A 19,448-nucleotide genomic window follows, 5' to 3' on the forward strand; every position below is an offset into this window, starting at 1 on the left:
AGACATAGTAAAACAGTACATACGCCCCGTCCACATACTACTGGTATGAAAAAAATAGAAAAAGCCACCCCGTGAGTATCACTGGGGTGACCATTATGTTTGAAAAGTGCTTAGCTTTTTTTGAGAAGATCCACAATCTCAAAGTACTTCCTTTAATCATAAATATCGTATAAACGTTTTTTCAAATCTTCCTTCTTTCTTCGACTATGTTTATCCTCAACATCTAAAGAATTCATATTTGAGAATATCGTCTTAATATTAATAAAATGATTTAAACGCTATCTGCATTACAATAGAAACTCTGGTATATCTTCTCCTTTACCATATATCCTCTAACTATTTCAATTTCAATTTATAATTTGCACTTAATTGTTCAACTAAAGCTTTATATTTTAAAGTATCACCATCTTCCAAAATCGTTGTAGTCCTAGCGCCGGAATCTTTTGAAGATGAACCACATAAATAGACTTTTTCTTTATCTGTTGCATAATCCAAAATAATGTATCTGTCATGAAAAATGCCGCCCGATTCATATAACTCTATATTCATTCCTGAATATTGTTTTCTGAAATCTGTATACTCTGAAACAGTAAGCCCTTTACCTAAATTGTCACTATATACTTTGATATCAATACCAGCTTTAGAATGTGTTAATAACTGTAATGTTTTAGGTCCAATAAAATTATCAATCACGAAAATGGATTTATCAGCTTTAGCGTATATGTCTGCATAGGCTACATCTGCATCAAATATTTGTCCATTCAAAAAAAGATATCCACTATCACTATTACTATAACCAAAAGTTGAAAAAATATCAGCTAACTCTGACTTATGAACAACATCGCTTAATTCACCCATAGCTGTAGCAATATTCTCCTCAACAATGTTCAAATCACGTTTTATCTTTATGATATTACTTGTAGCATCAGAAACCTGCATTGATAATTGCAACATTTGACGTTCCATAGGCAACTGCCGGTTCAACATAACATGGTCTTTTAATACTTTAAAGGTTCTTATAAGTGCTTTGCTTTGTTCAGTTGCTAAAGGGCCCTTTAATACAGTCATTAACATATATAAACCTTGTTCGGTAAATACATGTGGATTATATCTACTTTTTGTACTAATATTTGCGGTCAAAAAATTTGACCGCAAATATTCTACTTCTTCATCTGATAGCCTAAACATGAAATCATCATCAAATTTTTCAATATTATTTTTAACCTGCTGATTAAAGGCCTTTGTTTCATATCCATATATTTCTGCTAAATCTGTATCTAAAAGCACTTTCTGATTTCTTATATTGTATAATCTATCTCTAAGATACTCCGCTGTTACTTCGATGATTGCTAATTCTGTTTCTTCTTTTTTCTTTGCCATTTTATATATTACCTTTCAATCATAGTCCAAATTTGCGGTAAAAAATTTCCACCGCAAATTTCCGGACATACATAAGCCACACGAAAAAAATGAACACGGTTAGCTTTTAAATATTCTCAAGCCTATCTAATTCACCAAGTGCTTTAGCATATGCCAGTAATCTCTTCCTTGCCTCATCTTTCAGTCCAAAATATTCCTCTACAAGCTGTTGCCCCTGATAATCTAACTCAAGATATTCAGTTTCTTCATCCACATCTATTCCCTTACCTGTAAGCAACTGTTCAGGTGTAAGATTTAATACTTCACATATATCCATAATTTTATCCGATGATGGATTATGTTTCTTTGTCTTCCAATCACTTACGGTACTTGGTGTGAGCCCCACGCGTCTGCAAAACTCTCTTTGAGACATTTTTTCACGTTCTAGTATTTTAAATATGCGTTCACTTATAGTCATATACTCTCCGTATTTCCAAACGCCTTCGTTCGATTATACGTACATACTAACATTCAATGAATACATATTCAATCTCAAACTCATCCTTTTCTTTTTACATCTCACTCCATACAAAACAAAGAAAACGTTCATAATAAATGAAAATGAGTACTTTGATGATTTGTTGGATACTGATTTATATAAAATTGCTAAAATATTAAATCCCCCCAAATACCGAGATACTGACGATAAAAAATCAAAAAAGAAATTGTTGATTCTATAAAGAAGCTTATTGGTGCTCAAATGTCTGGAGCTAAACCTGCGCCATACCAAGCTCTACCTATAATAAATACAACTACAGGCAACTTCCTTTTTGTACTGTTTGTAACTACGTTTAATTGGCTATTACTGAGGAATTGATATAATCATGATACATCTATCAATGTTTCGTATAATAAATTATCCAATGCGCTCTCGGAAATAAGCAGGCAATTTTCGTGCAAGATTCAATAAACCATCCCGGAACATTAGCTTTTTCCATTACATCTAACAGTTCCGAATTCCATCCTCTTCTTTTTGGAACACCTTTTCTTACATATTCTGTAATTTCAAAAGCAATTTCTCTTTTCACTCCATAGTTTAAAAGAATTTCATAGATATCTTCTCTATTGCCAATGACCTCATTTATAGTTGCAACTCCATTCTTTATTAATAATTCTGCATTGTCTTCCCAGACTCCAATACCATGTCCTAATCCCAAGCATTTAATATAATCCTCAAATTCTTGCGGTTTACATTCCAAGAATGGCTTTCCACTTTCTAATTTTTTGTATATAGCTGCTTTGTCATAAGAAAAAAACAAAAAATGAAATACATCTGGGATATTTGCAAATCCTTTATATACTCTTCCCTGTTCTCCGCCAATAATAAATCCACAAGTTTTTCCTTCATCAGTAAGAATTTTAGAGATATTGTCACAGCTTGTATTATTATCAAAAAATGACACAAGTTTTTCATACAATCTCGGAGATACATTTGCCTCAAAACTACATTGATAATTACCGCTATTGTTTATACCAAATTCAGAATATAACTTAGGGATGCAATCGACAGGATTAATACTCGTCAAGCCTAAAATATAAGCTAAAACCAATGAATTAACTGCGCCTAGAAACCAACATTCCTCTTCGTTCGCATCAACAGCCTGTAACATCTCATATATAAATAACCAACACGAAGCAGATTTTTGTTTTGACGTTATCTCTAATTCCCAAAGCAATCTTTTTCTAGCTTCCTCAATTTGCTCTTCTTTATATATTTTTTGAAGCTTTAATTCACATAATGACAAGAGTTTCTTGTCCGCATCTTCAATATATGGATATTTCATTTGTCATTACCTCTTCTAGTATATAATTTAGGTCTTTAGATTTTTGCTGCGTACACCAGACACCTAGTCATAATATCAATTAGGTGTGACACGCATTGTCATTCTCAAATATTTTTTCAAAATCAGTTACTGAAGGTTCATGCCCGTAAATATCAGTCCACATCTGAATTGTATTAATCATTCCTTTTAGTTTTGTAGCGCTTTCTCCAGTATGGTTTTTAAGATAATTTTTTATGTCATCACTGATAGATAATCCATTCATAATGCTTTGATTAATTAATGATTCTAATAGCATGGATGAAGCCTTTTCTATTGAAGCCACATAAAAAGTTTCAATAATACCTTTAAATTTAGGATAATCAGAAAATAATCCGTTAACCCCTATAGTTGACGAAAACACAAGTTTTTTACCATCGTTCAACCTTCTTTCAACAATGTGAAGTAACTCCTCTCTCGTGGCCTCAAGATGCTGCAACCAATCCACATCATCGAAGATTAATATATCCACTTCATAATATTTCTGACGCATTTTATTCATTGTGGTCGCGTTATTTGAAGCTCTCATATTTTCTATTACTTCGTTAGCAAATTGTTCTCCAGTGATTAACAGGACTTTTATATCTGAATTGCTGTCTTCAATTATTCCTTTTATTCCATTTAATAAATGTGTTTTGCCTGTGCCATTTGAACCGTAGATTAATAAAGGGTTATATAATTCGCCGAAACTATTTGCAAATCTACTACATGCTTCTTTGGCAAAACGATTTGTTTCTGCGGAAACAAAATTTTCAAATGAATATGTATTCATGCTCAAATACCTCTCATCTTTTCAATATCTTGCACAATTTTTACCTCTTTATTTATTCATTAGCTTTTGAACATCCGAGTATATTAGAGTTGTTTTTTCGAGCAATGCCTTTGCAAATTTATCTAGCAATTCTCTGTTTTCTATAAGTAATTTCTTGACAGCAATGTAATTTCTTTCAACTAAGGATGCCATTTCACGGTTACGATTCTCAACCGCAACAGCATCATGATGATCTTGTATCCAATTACCAAATCCAAAAGAACAAGTATCATCAACTAATGTTTCAGCATGATCAAAAGCTTTATGCAAATCATTGTTTGCCCCCATATCTGAAACACCAAAAACTATTTCTGTTGCTGCTTTTCCTGCCAAGGAAATTTGCATCAATTTTTCGATATACTCAAATGTATACTCACATCTAGAACGTCTTGAATATCTTACAAATCCTAGATAACTAGATCTATCTTTTCTCATTGATACAATACTGACACTATCAGGATCTAATATTTCAGCAGCTAATGCATGTCCTGCTTCATGGTAAGCAACTTCTTTTAATGTATCATCGCTTATGGATATATCTATTTCAGCTGCATGGAAAAAGTCGTCAAGACATGCATCAACAATATTTTTCATTTCTATTTTCTCTTGATTGTTATAAGCAGACTTCATTGCAGCTAACGAAATAATGGTTTCTAGAGTTGCACATGAACCGCCATCCATCATTCTGGCAATAGACTTAGCATCCAAGTCTCCTGCAGCGACCGTTTCACTTAAATAATGGCTTATTATAGCTTCAGCCTCATTTTTCAAGGGAGTATTAATCACAATCTTTAAACCTAAACGCCCGTCTCTCAGCAATGAATCAGGCATAGAAGCATCACTGTTGACTGTTGCAATTACAAAAACATCTTTATCTCGTATATCATCAATGCAAGCTTGTACAGTTACAAATTCCTCTGCGTCTTCTCCTCCATCTTTTTCTGCAAATTTATCTAGATCATCAAGTAATATAATTGAAGGAGCTTTAGCTGCGGCTTCTTCGAACGCATTTGATATCTCATCCAAAAACTTTCCATCAGACTTCTTCTTGCGAACTATAAAGCTTTCTCGTCCAGTTGCCTTTATAAAGCAATTAGCCATTGTCGTTTTTCCGGTACCTGGCTCTCCATCAAGTAGAATTCCATTAATTCGTCGCGCTCCCATTTTTTCGTATTTTTCTTTATTCCTTAGCATATCTATTATTTGTCTTAACTGATTTTTTACATCTTCATAACCGATAATTTTCTCAAAAAAATCTTTCATATCAAATCCTTTCAATAATAATTACTGTGTTCCTTTATATGCACATAATAAAAAAAACGATGTGCCTTTTTTAGCACATCGTTTTCTTCTTTTCACAATAATAGAGTTTATTTTTCTGTTTGAGGACTATATGGCTCTATTTTATATTCAGCGATATTACCTTTTTTCGCATAATCTATTGTAAAAATTTTTACATGCTCCATTATTTCTTTTAAATAGTCTTCACCTTCTAGTTTTTGAAGTGTTCTCCATTGATAGCTCTCCTCTTCTTTTTCGTGATTATATTTAAACATAGCAATTCCAGGCTCATATTCTCCATCAATTGTATACGTAAGTATCTCAGCGAACATCCTAGATAATGTTTCCTCACTGTCGTATGGTTTGACTTCCACAGCATAATGTTCATCAAGAATCAAGTCCATACCACCAACTTTCTCCATCACATATTCTGTAGGCTTCTCATAATCCGACACTGTAATGTCACCAACATTTTTCCATTTCAGTTTCAGCTTACAATGTTCTTCATCGCATATATTTGCATTCTCATCGTAATAATTCATGCAACGACATATACGTTTTTCAGTTATTCTATCAGTTTTACATTGTGCGCAAATCTCATGAGTAGCCTTATGTGGCTTTTCATTTTCCCATTCATTACGTAGTTTTTTCTTTAATATGTCTTGTGGATTTTCTGATTCAAAAGCTTCTTTACATATCTTCGCAATATCTTTCAGATTGGCTTCTTCTTTACTTATATTATTAATACCAGGTTTGTCTTTATAACTATCACATGTTTTCAATTCAACCACCTCTCCATCTTCTACTGATACAATCTCAGTGGATTTTGGTACTTCAATACAACACTTTTCTTTTTTTACAGATGTATGATGAACCACTAGCTTCTCCGGTTTTACTATATCAATCGCCCTTTCCAAATCTTCCTTCTTCACATGCCCTGAAACATGTGCCCTTATCAGATTGTCACCAGCATAGTCAACCAGAGTCTTTACATCTGAAAGTTTATTAATATATCCACTCCACATAGAGTAGATTAAACATGTATCTTTTGGGTGTCTTTCAAAAAAATCTTTTACAATTAATTGAAAAGAATGATTACTTCTAACAACCCTTCCAAAGCCGGCCTTCTCAGCCTTGTCTAATACATATTCACTATCATATAGTACTTTGTTAGATTTGAATTCTTTATCTCTATCCTCATCATATACCTGCATCAAACCGTACTGGTACCTGTCAGTTATCATATACCTTCCAGAAGGTACACATCTTGAAAATGAAGCTATTCTATCCAGTTGTGAAGATGATGCCAATAAGAAAACATATTTATACTTTTTAAATGCCTCTACAAAAGCTGGTACTAAAGCCTGCTCTGTAAGATATGGCACATTCAACGAGGTTTCTTTAGAAATATTTGTCCCTTCTGTAATCATCAAATCAATATGTCCAAGATTCATTAATGAAGCCTCTACTTTATCCTTATAGAAACCATGCAAACGATAATCACCAGTAATAAGAATTCTTTTACCATATGCTTCTATTAAGAACATTACAGAGTTAGCAGCAGAATGGTCTGATTCTAACGCCGTTATAGTGAACTCTTTAATCCTAATAGGCTTACCAATTTCAATCTCATTAACATTATCTGCCCATACTGCTCCCACTACCCCTTTTTTATAATCCTGTTGAAGCTCAAGAATTTTCCGAGCATGCTTTTCCATATAGACTGGAATCGCTACGTCAACAAAATCAACCTCACCGATATGGTCCCCATGATAGTGCGTGAGAAAAATACCATCGCAATTTGTAGTGCCAGTTGTAACACCATCTATATCAAGTCTAGCTTGATCACCTTCTCCTTCTAGCGGTGCTCCTATATCAAATAACAATCTAGTATCATCTGTAAATATTTCTGTACACACTCCACCAATCTGCTTTGCACCTCTATGTAGTCTAACTTTTACAGTTCCCTGCGTTTCCATACTCTATCTCCTGTCATTAACAATACTTCTTTTCTATTTCTCTGCATGCGCTCTGGATGCGTTCTCTCATACTTTCTGGTTCAAGAACTTCAATGTTCAATCCATACTGCATTGCCCAGTAGAAAAAAGTATCTGGATTACACTTTAAACTCACAACTATTTCATCATCCCCGGCAGGTTCAACTCGGAATTCCTTTCCAAAGCTATCCACTAAGTTATCCATAAGACTTTCATGAGCTTTTAACTTTATATGAATACTCTCACCATGAAACATATAAAAATGCTCTGCTAAATAATCCTTTAAATTAAGACCTCTTTCATAGCCATGAATACTTTTGATTGGCTTATTTTTATCTTTTAATATCTCCACATTAGTAATTCTATCTAACCTAAAATGTGAGAGATTCTCATATTCTTCTGTATTTGCTATGAGATAGTATTTACCTCTATTACTAATCATTTGGTAAGGACTTACTATGTATTTTTGACTGCGTTTAGGGTGAAGCTTAAAATCAATTCCATATTGCAGGTAAGAAAACGATATCTGTCGACCTTTTGAAATAGCTTCATCTATAATTGCTATAGAATCCATGACCATTGGATTATCAGTATTTTTCCCACTTGAAGTGCTGTGAATATGAGATACATGCGCTTTAAAGTATTTATTAGAATAACGTTCAAGCTTTTTTACAAGTGAATGGGCATCTTTGTCAGAAATGGCCCCAGATGTAAAAATACTATCTATCATTAGACGTAATTCTGCATCAGTGAAATCTCTTGTATTTAGATAATAGCCCTGTTTTGCAACAATATCGTAACCCATCTCTTGAAGGCTAACTATGTTATTTTTAACTGCTCTTCTCTCACAATTCATTCCATAGTTGTTTTTAAGCAGATCAATAATATCCTGTTGTAAAAGTCTATGCTCACTATCAGAATAATCTCTTAAAATATCTAAAATTAGCATATTAAGCATTTTCTTTGTTCCAGTTCCATACATAGAATTGCCTCCAGTAAAAGTATCTAATAACTATAATAACATTAATGTATGTGCATTTTATAGCACATGGTTTTTTCCCAAAAAAGACACAAGAGTTCTGCTCTTGTGCCCTTCATAATTATATCTTTTTATATAGCTTCAATGCCTCTTCACGCGGCATCCAATGGTTATCTAGACAATCTCGCCACTGTCTCCGTATGCATTGTATGTCCGAACTGGTCGCAGACTGTGTATTTTTCTAGGTGGTAGCCCTGCTCCTCAAGGTGTTTAAGGTCCCTGGCTAGTGTGGCGCTGTCGCAGCTGACATATACGATACGCTTTGGCTGCATCTTTACCATGGTATCAAGAGCCACTACATCGCAGCCCTTTCGTGGTGGGTCAACCATTATTACATCTGGATGAGACATCTTGTCATAGATTTCTGGTAGGACTACTTCCGCCTCACCACAGTAGAATTCTGCATTCGAAAGTCCATTAAGCGCCGCATTGGCTTTAGCGTTTTCGATGGCCTGTGGCACTACTTCTATTCCGATTACTCGTCCTGCATGCTTTGCCATAGAAAGAGAAATGGTTCCGATTCCGCAATACAAATCCCACACATCCTCAGTACCATGTAAATCAGCATACTCTAGGGCACGGCTGTATAATTTCTCCATCTGGTGGTGATTGACCTGGTAGAATGAATTGGCACTAATGTCAAATGCTATGGTATCTCCATTTGTAAGGGTAATTGTATCTCTGATAGCCTCCTTACCATAAAGAACTCTGGTCTCATATCCCATGATGACATTGTCTCGGCGGGTATTGATATTGAGAACTAATGATGCCAGTGCTGGCTCCACAGATTTCACATGCTCCACCAGTGAATCAACAGCTGGCAACTTGTCTCCATTTACAACTACGCAGACCATAGTCTCCCCAGTTGCCTTTCCTTCCCGGACAAGAACATGTCGAATAAGTCCCTTACCACTATTCTCATCGTATACTGCTATATGATTTTCATTCATGTAATCTATTACCGAATATACGATATCCATGCTCTTTTTTGAACAGATTTTGCAATCAGTGGATGGTACAATTCTATGACTTCTAGCACCATAAAATCCGGCAATTATCTTACCTTCCTTGTCCACACCAATAGGCACCTGGGCCTTGTTGCGATAGCGAAGTGGCTCTTCCATCCCAAGTATTGGCTCTCGTATAGACTCAACGTATGCCCGATCATAGCCACCAATTTTCACTAGATTATTGGCAACTATATTATCCTTGATTTGAAGCTGCTTTTCATAAGAAACCTGCATAATCTGGCAGCCACCGCACTGCTTGGCAATAGCACATAGAGGCTCTACCCGATATGGACTAGACTCCACAACCTCCTTAAGAGCAGCAAAACAATAGGTCTTTTTAACCTTTGTAATAATCACATCACAAAGGTCTCCAACCACAGCGTCCTTCACAAAAATGGTCACACCATCAGTGTGACCAATTCCAGCCCCCTCAAGGGACATATCTTCAATTGTAAGTCTTACAATATCGTTTTTATTCATTAATTTTTTCCTGTTCTACGGATATTCGAATCAAGCAAGCGATTGAATCCCTGCCATGTCAAATTATTTTCCTCAACATTCTCAAGAGCCTCGTAAATAGTCTCTAGCTTAGCGTCAAGATTGTCCGCAAATGAAAGTGCAATTGCCTCAGCAATAGCTGGTTTCTTAGGTGAGCCAAACTCAAGCTCGCCGTGATGAGAAAGAATACAGTGAATAAGCTCCTTTCTCTTAACTGCTGGGAAGCTCTCAATGTCATCAATGGCTCTATCAATCATAGTAGCGCCCACATAAATGTGGCCAAGTAACTGTCCCTCATCTGTGTAGTCATTGCGAGGGAACTCAGAAAGCTCTCTCACCTTTCCAATATCATGGAAAATAGCTGCTGTGATAAGTAAATCCCTATCCAGGAATGGGTACTGTCTACTATAAAAATCGCAATTAGTAGCCACCGAAAGTGTATGCTCTAAAAGACCACCTGTAAATCCATGGTGAACTGATTTAGCCGCTGAATGAGCCTTAAACTCATCGATAAATGCCTTGTCATCCACAAAGAATTTTCTAAGTAATGCCTTGAAATATGGTGCCTGAATAGAATTGATAAGTGCTGTCAAATCATTCCACATAACACCGATATCTTTTTTACTAGAAGGGATATAGTCTGTAATCTCAAACTCTCCCTCATTAGCCTTGCGAAGGCGCTTTATATTGAACTGTAATGCACCATTCCAGCTGGTGATATCACCTGTAACTGTGATGAAATCAAGCTCGTCATAATCGCTGATTCCCTCTGAATCAACATCCCAGATTTTAGCATCAATGGTGCCTGTCTTGTCACAAAGTGTAAGAGATTCAAAAGCCTTGCCGGTCTTTGAAATTCCCTGTGTTTTTTTCTTGCACAAATATGTCTCTGTGCCTCTGTCTCCCTCTTTAAGTGTGTTAATGTACTTCAAATTACTCTCCAATCTAAGCTCCAACGGAGCAGAGCAGCTTTGCTGCAAATTTCTTCTTAATTATACGAAATAGACAGAGGATTATCAACGTAAGACTGCAATCAAAAATATAAAAACCCCTTAAGTAGATTTATATCTACTTAAGGGGGGTAATTACCAGTCTTCGCCGTTAACTTCAATATCGCCAAGTTCACATGCGGCTTTAATTTTAACATCATCTGTAGGTTTTTCAGTTCTAATATCAAGGTCGCCTAAATCCACGTGTGCATCAATAGAATCAAAATCTCCATCAAGATTAACATCTCCTAAATCTGCATTAACAATCACTGTAGGATAAACGCTATTTGTCAAATTAACATTTCCAAGTTTTGCTGTTATATCAATATTTTTTCCCTGACAATTGTGGATATTAACGTCTCCTAATTCATTGTTTATTGTAAGTGTATCTGCCACTAGTCCTTCAAGTTCTAAATCACCTAAATCTAAATCAATATCTAAATCTGAAAGATCCGAACCTTTTGGAATAGTAATTGTCATTTCATAGTTCTTTTCATTTTGACCAAATAAACTGCCATTGAAATTCCAGTTTCTCTGAGATTGGCTAATATTAAGAACTCCATTGTCTAATTCTACCTTTGGTGCAAACTTTTTAGGATAATAATATTCAACCTGGAAAATAGGACCATATTTTATTTCAACATCTCCAATATCCATATCTAGATTAACTTTTGTAACATCCTGTCCTTTAAAATCTGCTACCGCTAATTCTCCCTTTTCACCAAAAGAAAATCTATAGAAGCAAGCACCTACAATAACTGCTAAGGTAATTATCCACAGAGTTACCAGATATATTTTCTTTTTCTTTCTTTCCATTATTAATCTTCCTCCTTAGTAAGTGTAAGTCGCAAAATCTTATTGATTATGACTGCTACCGGCCATATAATCCATGTGCTCTCCCAGCGGAAGGTAAGGAAGCTGATAATCAAATAAATGCATGTTACTGTGCTCCAGTATACTTCCATAATTACCTTTGCTCTGTCATTTACATACTCAACATCCTCTTCTCTGCCATATCTACCACTGATAGTATTTTGGTCATTGAGACTTAAAATTGTCTCATAAGCACCATACACATGTGAGCTATACACTATAAGAAGAACTCCGATACCTACTGAAAAGAGTACTGGACAAACGTCGTTATCTATAATTGCACATGGCAACCAACAAAAAGCACATAGTAGAATGCCCAATGTATGCATCCATGCTCTTGTTATCTTGAAATCCTTTCTCTTTTCCCTAACCATATTGGCTGTTGCCATATCTATCTGACAAGGCTGCTTCTTAAGGAAGTCCCAATCCTTGCCTGTAATACCATTGAATACAAAAAACGCTACAGCTACTGCAATACACATAAACATTCCAAGTACTCCATATTTATCTGAGAACTTTGAATAGAAAGCTGTATCACACAAAATTGGAAATGTAACGCTTATGATGCAAAGAAGAGTTCCAATTCCTACAAATAAGCCGCTCCTTTTTCTAGATGCAATAAAATCATTGACCTCTTCCATTGATACGAAGCGTCTAGGAATCTCCTGCTCTCTCTCGTGAACTTCCTCAACCTCTTTTTCAAGTCCCAAATCCTCTGCCAATTCATCGAGATTACCAAACTCTGAAATGACTGTACCTACAGCGGTATTTTCATTAACACCATCTGCAATCATTTCATTGTATTTATCTTCCATCATTGTCAAAAGCTCATCTTTTGCCTTTTTTACTTCTGGAGTGTTTGGCATGTTAGCAAACATTGCTTCCAAATAACTTTTTATTGTTTCCATATTTTTCTCCTAACTATCTATAAAACGTCCCACAACTTCTTTTGTTAATTCCCATTCCTCGCATTTTGATAGATAATATTCCTTGCCAGCCTCTGTAACGCGATAATAGGTACGCTTCTTTCCATTTCCCTCTGGATCCGGGTCAGCTACAAATGATTCTATGTATCCATTCTTTTCCATTCTTGTGAATGCTGAATAAAGTGTAGTCTCCTTTATGATGTATTTCTCTTCAGATATTTTCTTAATCTGCTTTGAAATCTCATAACCATAAGAAGGTTCCTTAATCAGGATACTAAGAATCATGGTGTCGTTGTAGCCGCGGATTACATCACTACTAATCTCACTCATGTGCTCCCTCCTATTTAATTAAATACTCACTTCCTCGTACTTCATCTGCCGTGCTACGACTGACGTAGTACTTTATCTGATGAAGTAAATATACTACGACTGACAAAGTATTTCAACATCTTTTCTGTAAAAATTTTTTTCACACCGATTTTTTATCTCCCCAAAAATCAAATTTTCCGTGAAAACACGGCATTTAATTGACATAATTTTCAGACATTTTTATAATTAAATTATCTATAATAAGGGTACTATGTATTAAGGAGAAAAATTGGAACCTATTACTATCGAAAAAGGCAAAAAATTAATAAATGAAGGCGATCCAGTAGACAGCATGTATGTTGTTCTTAAGGGAAAAATTGTTCAGCAATGGCGTGGTCAAAAGCTTGCTTTAGGACCTGGAACTGTTGCTGGTCTTTCAGATGCGCTCAATATTTCATACGAGGCTGACTATACTGCTGCCGAGGATTCCACTATCATTAAGTGTTCATACAAGCACATGTCTGATTTTGACACCATTTTTAAGGAGCAGCCTGTTTATATCTTTGGATTTGCCAAGGGCTCATTCAGACAGTGTCGCGACGTTTTTAAAATATATGATGACTACAAGAAAAAAGTGGATGATTTCACCGACTACTGCAGAGGTATTAATTCAGAATATCGCAAGCAGTGCCGTGCCATTGGTGCACCAGCTGGCGAGATTCCTATGCTTGAGGAAATGGAGCCTCTTGAACTAAATGGTGAAATTTTAAAATGGGAACACGACTACATCGACAGTTTAAATTCAGTAGACAATAAAGAAATTGAAAATATATATGGTAAGCGCACAGAAATTGTCAATGGTGTCATTGGCATCAGCTGTGGTTACATGAAGCGCGCTATTGAATGTGCAGAAACTATGGGCTTTTATTTGGATGAGTTCACTCCTATTCTTCTTTCTGCAGATAGGGGCGATATGTTTGAGCTTATTTTCAACCTTAGAATATACGCCGCCGAGCGTGGAGCTGCTCAGGATGACATTATTAAGCTCATGAAAATGCTTTATAAATATCTATCCTCATGTGGACTCTACGACAAGACACTGCTCAAAGAGAGATGGGCTGAATATGACAGCCACGACTTTGCTGCAAGTGCCGCAGCCTTTGATGAAGCTAAGATGCAAAAGCAGGCTGAGTTCACTCAGACCTTTGAACACATCTGTGAGTTTGCTGAAATTGAAGAAGAAAAAGTTGAAGAATATCGTGCTCAGCTTGATGCTTATCTTGCGCTTAGTGACCGTGAGGGCAAGGAGGACAATGAACGTCGTACCAGAAAGAAAGCTACAGATTTATTCTATGAAATCTACCTTAAGACCTTCTTCAGAGCTCTTGAATTTGAAGCCTATGGTGGCGAGTTAGATACTATTATTTTGATGTTCCTTAACTTTGGTTACATAGACTACGGAGCTGTTGGCGAAGAGCTCACCAATGAGCTTGCCGACCTAGTTGAAAGACTTGATACTCTCTGCATGAGCGAACATTGCTTTACAATATACAGCTGGCTTAGAGCTGTATACGCAGGAGAGCGCGAACCTAGCAAGAATGAATTAGACCTTGACTACAGAGGCTTCGTTCTTGAAGAGAGAAAAATGGGCAACATCTCTGAGGCTGACATGCCTACATGGATGAATGACCAGGAGCAAAAAGTAAAATTTGAGATTAACAACTTCTTTGTATCATCAAACAGAACTACATCAGGAAAAATGACTGCATTCTGTCCTGTTCTTACAAAGGAGGACTTCGGTGCAGAGCCAATGCGAATGCTTTTGACTAGCGCAAAACTTCAGGAAGCTCTCAGCAAAATCGAGGAAGTAGACTACGGTATCTTTTTACGAGAAGGCTATTTCACTGACATGGATGCAAATGTAAAGAGTGAGGCCTACCTTAAGCGCGTAGAGCCAGATATCATTCTTCTTCCAAACTGTGGTATGCGTGCCATGATGTGGCAGGAATGCGGCGGTATCAAAGTAGACAGCCCAGGTCGTTTTGTATTTCCACTGTTTACATTTGATGACCTAGACAAGCTGATGATTTACTGCTGCGGTGCTTTCCGTTGGGAGATTTGCCGTAAGGAGCAGGGTCCTAGATGGAATGATATTGCCAGCGATTGCCTTACATCAGATTTCTACGATTACTTTACCTTCTATCGCAAGAACAAAGATCTTTCTGCTGAGAACAAGGAAAAGGTCAAAATATTGCTTAAGTCTTCCCGCAACAATATGCGTGAAGCCTTCACTAAACAATACACAATTTGGATCAACTTTGAGGCCAAGGGAAGTATCCGCTTAAACAAGGCCGAACGCAATATTCTCAACAAATATTGCACCTTCTCAAAAGCTTACAGGTCCAAGGTATCCAGCCACCCAATGTTCGAGCAGGTTCTTTCTCGTCATGAAATCAAGACTGCACAGGCAGTCAACCACCTGAAGACCATCATCGACAAAGTCGAAAAAAATGGTGGCGAAGTCCCTGACGAAGTACGCCAAGGCATCGACTACCTTCGTATGTAACTATGTATACATTTAGACTATAAAACCTCCTAGTTACAGCTACAAGCCTTAGTCTCTCTCCGCTCATCTAACACGAGCCTTAGCACATGCAGAGCATGTGTACATACTAAAAACTTTCCTTGCAGTCAGTTTTTAGCATGATTTTTTCGCTTGAGAGAGCTAAGAGCTTGATGCTTACTAGGAGGTCATTTTTGTTTACATATATATGTAAAACTCACATTATTACTAACATTTCACTTATAACTTTTATTGTTACAGTATTTCGAAATCACTATTTAAATGTGACGATTGTTACGCCTGCGTCGCCTTCGCCAAATTCACCAAGGTGGAAGTCGGCCACGTTTTTGCAGCGCTTCAGGTATTGGTGGACACCTGCACGAAGTGCTCCGGTTCCTTTACCGTGTACTACCCTAACAGAGGTAAGGTGGCTGATGTAGGCGTCGTCTAGATATTTTTCTAGCTTGGCAATGCCCTCATCCACAGTGCACCCAAGGAGATTAATCTCTGGCGAAATGGATGCAGACTTGTTGAATCCTCCGTAGGTCATGTTCTTGACTCTAGTGCCCTTCTTTGGCACAAATTTATCTTCCTCTTCTATTAGAACTAAATCTTTGATGTTGACAGTGGACTTCATGATACCCATCTGGACAGTTACATCCCCCTTAGCATTAGGTGCTGTGCAGACTTGTCCAGTCAGATTCATAGAAAGTACTTTTACCTTGTCTCCAACATGGAGATTGGTAGGTACATTGTGGTTTTCTTCCACTTTCTTTTCTTCCTTGGCTTTGCTTTTGTTTTTGTTGATATTTTTGCCAAGGGCAGCTCTCTTTGCCTCCATGGCAGAGATGTTTCCAGAGCCTTTTCCAAATTTGTTGAAGTCACGAATTGTCTCGTCAGCAATATCTTTTGCCTCTTGCAAAATTGCCGCCGCATCTTCGTGAGCTTGTCTAATAAGTTCTTCTCTTTGAGATTTGATTTTCTCTTCACGAGCAGTTGCATCCGCCAATTTTTGCTCTGCTGCGGCTAAATCTGATGCAGCTTTTCTTGCATTTTCTTCCACCTCGTGACGTTTCTGCTCTAAATCTACCATCAAATCTTCGAATGATTTATCATTTTCAGACAATCTACTCTTTGCATCATCAATTAACTCACAAGGAATTCCAAGTTTTGTGGAAATAGCAAAAGCATTGGATTTTCCTGGCACACCGATGATAAGTCTGTAAGTTGGGCTTAAAGTTTCAAGAGAAAACTCACATGAAGCATTCTCTACCCCCTCAGTTGAGAGAGCATATACCTTTAATTCACTGTAGTGAGTAGTAGCCATTGTGCGTACATCAAGTGTGTGGAGTCTATCAAGTATTGACTGTGCTAGTGCTGCACCTTCTTTAGGATCTGTTCCAGCACATAACTCATCTATAAGAATAAGGAACTGAGGAACCTTCACCTCAGACTTTGAACCGTAAAGTACCTTTGAATGCTTAAAGTCCTTTTTATTCTTAGCTATTAATTCTTCTGTTTCGTGAGAGTAGCTTCCACCATTAATAGCCTCTAAAATGTGGACAATGTTAACCATATGAGATGAAAATGTTGATAGTGACTGCTCGATTGACTGCTCATCACCTATATCTGCGTATACATCGTCAAATACTGCTACCTGGCTTCTGTCCTTAACTGGAATATGAAGACCTGCCTGCGCCATAAGTGTAAGTAATCCACATGTTTTAAGTGAGACTGTCTTACCACCAGTATTTGGACCTGTTACCAATAGCAAGTTATACTCGTCTCCAAGCTTTATATCTGTTGCCACTACTTTCTTTGGGTCCAAAAGTGGATGGCGTGCACCACGTAAGTTAATGATTCCATCCTCGTTAAACTCTGGACTGCATGCATTTAGCTCAACAGCATAACGTCCCTTAGCAAGGTTAAAGTCTATTTCAGTAAGAAGCTCAAAGTTACGAATTATTCCCTCTGAAGCATCTGCAATCCTGTTTGATAGAGTTGCTAAGATTCTTTCTATCTCATCCTGCTCTCTAACCTGAAGCTCTCTCATTTCATTGTTCAAATCAACTGCCTGCATAGGCTCAATAAAGAAAGTAGAGCCTGTTGAAGACTGGTCGTGAACCATACCAGGGACTCTTGATTTGTAATCAGAACGCACTGGAAGACAATATCTTCCCTGACGCATAGTGACAACTGGCTCCTGAAGATATCCTCTTGTTGTTGAATTATTAAGCAAAGAGTTCATTACGCTCTTTATCTTGTCATTTGTGCGCTGCATACCCTTTCTAATGTCATAAAGGGCAGTGCTGGCATCATCTGCAATTGTCTCTTCATCTATGATGCATCTACGTATTTCATTTAATATAGCTACTTCTGGTGAAAGGCCATTAAAGTAGAAGCTAAGAGCATCCTCCTCTTCTAACTGCTTGCCATAAGCTGCCACACGCTTTGTTACCTCTAGAACATTGGCAACAGCTAATATCTCCTCGATTGTAAGAGAAGAGCCCAGCTCAAGTCTCGCAAGTGATGGGCGCAAGTCTGTTGTACCGCTAGCACTTACATCTCCCACCTTTATAAGTCTATTAAAGGCACAGGCAGTCTCCTGCTGCATCACCTTGATTTCCTCTATATCATTTATAGGAAGTAGCTGCTGACATCTGAGTCTTCCTGCCTCGCAGGTCGCCTTCTCAGCAAGCCTAGCAACTATCTTGTCATATTCAAGTGTTTTTAAAACTTTTAAATTCATTATTTTTGTCTAGCCTCCACGTATTCTTTAAATCTTGGCAATCTTACTTTTACTACACCGCGCTCTGATCCATCTAAAATACCTTTTTCTATTAAGCGCTTACGTGGTTCACTCCATTCACTATGGTTTGTCTTAGTTAATTGAAGTAATTCTGTAGCTGCCATACTTTCTTTTTTTACAATAAAATTCAGATACCACTTTTCTTTATCCCGAAGTTCACTCCAAATTTTATCATAAACTTTTATCGCAAGGGCTTCATCAACTAAAGCATATACAGATTTTGAAATCTCTTTTTCACCAGATTCCCACATATATTTTCCAAAAGCCTGATAAGCAAATGCATATCCTTTAGTTTGACTTGCTAATTCCTTAGCAATTTCTTCACTTACCCCAAGGGTTTTCTCGTAATCATCTTCAATTACAATGAGATTCAAAGGCTTCATTTCATATTTTGTAGCTCGAAGAAAGAATGTAAGACCTTCCGCATTCTCTAAACTTTCAATATCCTCATACAAGCCAGCAGTAATTAGATATATAGGTAATTCATTTCTAATTAAAATCTGAAACTCTTGTATAAAATCAACCAGTTCGTCGGTTTTTCTGGCTTCATCTATAACTACCAGCACCTTTTTATTTTTCTTCTGAACCTCATTAAGAATGTTTTTTAATATTACATCCATGCTTATAACTGGACTTTTCTTCTCGATATTAACTCCAATTCCAAAGGCTGATAAATTCAGATTTGCATCTATAAAAGATGTTAAAAATGGCACCTCGCCATATAGATTTGCTACCAACTCCTTTGAAATATCCGAATTAGATTTTAAATCTACAATTATCCATTTATCATCTTCCTTGAGCTCTCTTTCTATAGCTGTCAAAGTTACAGTTTTTCCTGTCCCTCTGATACCTGTCAGTTTAAATGCCTGCTCCTCAACCGGTTCGCTATTTAAAATATCAATAATGTCTTCTATCATCAAACTTCTACTAATATATTGGCTTGGGATTCTCCCAAAGCTAATACTATAAGGGCTTCTTTTATTCATACTATAACATCTGCCTTTCATATATAAATCTATATAATTTTATATAATTATCTATAATCTTATATAATTATATATAATCTTCTATAAAACTATTATATCGAATATAATTATTATTTCA

15 protein-coding genes are annotated in these 19,448 nt (G+C 36.7%); 1 reads left to right on the forward strand and 14 read right to left on the reverse strand.

What is annotated here, in order from left to right; all coding sequences use genetic code 11:
• Positions 1 to 336: 336 nt before the first annotated feature.
• From BLP50_RS09110 to BLP50_RS09165, 12 genes are all read right to left on the reverse strand, one after another.
• Positions 337 to 1,380 carry an ORF6N domain-containing protein gene (locus BLP50_RS09110; protein WP_090153912.1) on the reverse strand — a complete coding sequence of 348 codons (1,044 nt, stop codon included), beginning with the start codon at positions 1,378 to 1,380 and terminating at the stop codon, positions 337 to 339.
• A gap of 106 nt (positions 1,381 to 1,486) precedes the next feature.
• Positions 1,487 to 1,837 carry a helix-turn-helix domain-containing protein gene (locus BLP50_RS09115; protein ID WP_090153914.1) on the reverse strand — a complete coding sequence of 117 codons (351 nt, stop codon included), beginning with the start codon at positions 1,835 to 1,837 and terminating at the stop codon, positions 1,487 to 1,489.
• A 418-nt stretch (positions 1,838 to 2,255) separates the two neighbouring features.
• Positions 2,256 to 3,203 carry a hypothetical protein gene (locus BLP50_RS09120; RefSeq protein ID WP_090153916.1) on the reverse strand — a complete coding sequence of 316 codons (948 nt, stop codon included), beginning with the start codon at positions 3,201 to 3,203 and terminating at the stop codon, positions 2,256 to 2,258.
• 79 nt (positions 3,204 to 3,282) lie between these two features.
• Positions 3,283 to 4,011: a DnaA ATPase domain-containing protein gene (locus BLP50_RS09125; RefSeq protein ID WP_090153918.1), complete on the reverse strand. Its 729-nt coding sequence runs from the start codon at positions 4,009 to 4,011 to the stop codon at positions 3,283 to 3,285.
• Between the two features lie 48 nt (positions 4,012 to 4,059).
• Positions 4,060 to 5,313, reverse strand: a complete 1,254-nt coding sequence (locus BLP50_RS09130) for an AAA family ATPase (RefSeq protein ID WP_090153920.1) — start codon at positions 5,311 to 5,313, stop codon at positions 4,060 to 4,062.
• A gap of 107 nt (positions 5,314 to 5,420) precedes the next feature.
• Entirely contained in the window at positions 5,421 to 7,310 is a 1,890-nt protein-coding gene (locus tag BLP50_RS09135; RefSeq protein ID WP_090153922.1) for an MBL fold metallo-hydrolase, read from the reverse strand.
• Positions 7,311 to 7,326: 16 nt separating this feature from the next.
• Complete coding sequence (locus BLP50_RS09140; protein WP_090153924.1) at positions 7,327 to 8,310, reverse strand: helix-turn-helix transcriptional regulator; 984 nt, start codon at positions 8,308 to 8,310, stop codon at positions 7,327 to 7,329.
• Positions 8,311 to 8,477: 167 nt separating this feature from the next.
• Entirely contained in the window at positions 8,478 to 9,857 is a 1,380-nt protein-coding gene (gene rlmD, locus BLP50_RS09145; protein ID WP_090153926.1) for a 23S rRNA (uracil(1939)-C(5))-methyltransferase RlmD, read from the reverse strand.
• The gene (locus BLP50_RS09150; RefSeq protein ID WP_090153928.1) at positions 9,857 to 10,807 is read right to left on the reverse strand and encodes a 3'-5' exoribonuclease YhaM family protein; all 951 of its coding nucleotides are present in this window, start codon (positions 10,805 to 10,807) and stop codon (positions 9,857 to 9,859) included. The genes rlmD and BLP50_RS09150 overlap by 1 nt, the downstream gene beginning before the upstream one ends.
• 153 nt (positions 10,808 to 10,960) lie before the next feature.
• On the reverse strand, positions 10,961 to 11,680 hold the full coding sequence (locus BLP50_RS09155) for a DUF4097 family beta strand repeat-containing protein (protein ID WP_090153930.1): 720 nt from the start codon (positions 11,678 to 11,680) through the stop codon (positions 10,961 to 10,963).
• 2 nt (positions 11,681 to 11,682) lie between these two features.
• A complete protein-coding gene (locus BLP50_RS09160) occupies positions 11,683 to 12,645 on the reverse strand; it encodes a permease prefix domain 1-containing protein (RefSeq protein ID WP_090153932.1) in 963 nt (320 codons plus the stop codon).
• A gap of 9 nt (positions 12,646 to 12,654) precedes the next feature.
• The gene (locus BLP50_RS09165; RefSeq protein WP_090153934.1) at positions 12,655 to 12,993 is read right to left on the reverse strand and encodes a PadR family transcriptional regulator; all 339 of its coding nucleotides are present in this window, start codon (positions 12,991 to 12,993) and stop codon (positions 12,655 to 12,657) included.
• A gap of 268 nt (positions 12,994 to 13,261) precedes the next feature.
• Between BLP50_RS09165 and BLP50_RS09170 the strand changes: the two genes are divergently transcribed.
• The gene (locus BLP50_RS09170) at positions 13,262 to 15,538 is read left to right on the forward strand and encodes a cyclic nucleotide-binding domain-containing protein (protein ID WP_090153936.1); all 2,277 of its coding nucleotides are present in this window, start codon (positions 13,262 to 13,264) and stop codon (positions 15,536 to 15,538) included.
• Positions 15,539 to 15,809: 271 nt separating this feature from the next.
• On the opposite strand, the gene BLP50_RS09175 is transcribed toward BLP50_RS09170, so the two are convergent.
• Together BLP50_RS09175 and BLP50_RS09180 are read right to left on the reverse strand one after the other, a co-directional pair.
• A complete protein-coding gene (locus tag BLP50_RS09175) occupies positions 15,810 to 18,284 on the reverse strand; it encodes an endonuclease MutS2 (protein ID WP_090153938.1) in 2,475 nt (824 codons plus the stop codon).
• The gene (locus tag BLP50_RS09180; protein WP_176753736.1) at positions 18,284 to 19,330 is read right to left on the reverse strand and encodes a P-loop NTPase fold protein; all 1,047 of its coding nucleotides are present in this window, start codon (positions 19,328 to 19,330) and stop codon (positions 18,284 to 18,286) included. Before BLP50_RS09180 ends, BLP50_RS09175 begins: the two co-directional genes overlap by 1 nt.
• Positions 19,331 to 19,448 lie beyond the last annotated feature (118 nt).

Origin of the sequence: Pseudobutyrivibrio sp. AR14, assembly GCF_900101325.1 — a bacterium.
GTDB lineage: Bacteria > Bacillota > Clostridia > Lachnospirales > Lachnospiraceae > Pseudobutyrivibrio.

Excerpts from the sequence above, each read along its gene's own strand:
- BLP50_RS09110 (WP_090153912.1), bottom strand. The coding sequence starts at position 1,380 with ATGGCAAAGAAAAAAGAAGAAACAGAATTAGCAATCATCGAAGTAACA.
- BLP50_RS09115 (WP_090153914.1), bottom strand. The coding sequence starts at position 1,837 with ATGACTATAAGTGAACGCATATTTAAAATACTAGAACGTGAAAAAATG.
- BLP50_RS09120 (WP_090153916.1), bottom strand. The coding sequence starts at position 3,203 with ATGAAATATCCATATATTGAAGATGCGGACAAGAAACTCTTGTCATTA.
- BLP50_RS09125 (WP_090153918.1), bottom strand. The coding sequence starts at position 4,011 with ATGAATACATATTCATTTGAAAATTTTGTTTCCGCAGAAACAAATCGT.
- BLP50_RS09130 (WP_090153920.1), bottom strand. The coding sequence starts at position 5,313 with ATGAAAGATTTTTTTGAGAAAATTATCGGTTATGAAGATGTAAAAAAT.
- BLP50_RS09135 (WP_090153922.1), bottom strand. The coding sequence starts at position 7,310 with ATGGAAACGCAGGGAACTGTAAAAGTTAGACTACATAGAGGTGCAAAG.
- BLP50_RS09140 (WP_090153924.1), bottom strand. The coding sequence starts at position 8,310 with ATGTATGGAACTGGAACAAAGAAAATGCTTAATATGCTAATTTTAGAT.
- rlmD (WP_090153926.1), bottom strand. The coding sequence starts at position 9,857 with ATGAATAAAAACGATATTGTAAGACTTACAATTGAAGATATGTCCCTT.
- BLP50_RS09155 (WP_090153930.1), bottom strand. The coding sequence starts at position 11,680 with ATGGAAAGAAAGAAAAAGAAAATATATCTGGTAACTCTGTGGATAATT.
- BLP50_RS09160 (WP_090153932.1), bottom strand. The coding sequence starts at position 12,645 with ATGGAAACAATAAAAAGTTATTTGGAAGCAATGTTTGCTAACATGCCA.
- BLP50_RS09165 (WP_090153934.1), bottom strand. The coding sequence starts at position 12,993 with ATGAGTGAGATTAGTAGTGATGTAATCCGCGGCTACAACGACACCATG.
- BLP50_RS09175 (WP_090153938.1), bottom strand. The coding sequence starts at position 18,284 with ATGAATTTAAAAGTTTTAAAAACACTTGAATATGACAAGATAGTTGCT.
- BLP50_RS09180 (WP_176753736.1), bottom strand. The coding sequence starts at position 19,330 with ATGAATAAAAGAAGCCCTTATAGTATTAGCTTTGGGAGAATCCCAAGC.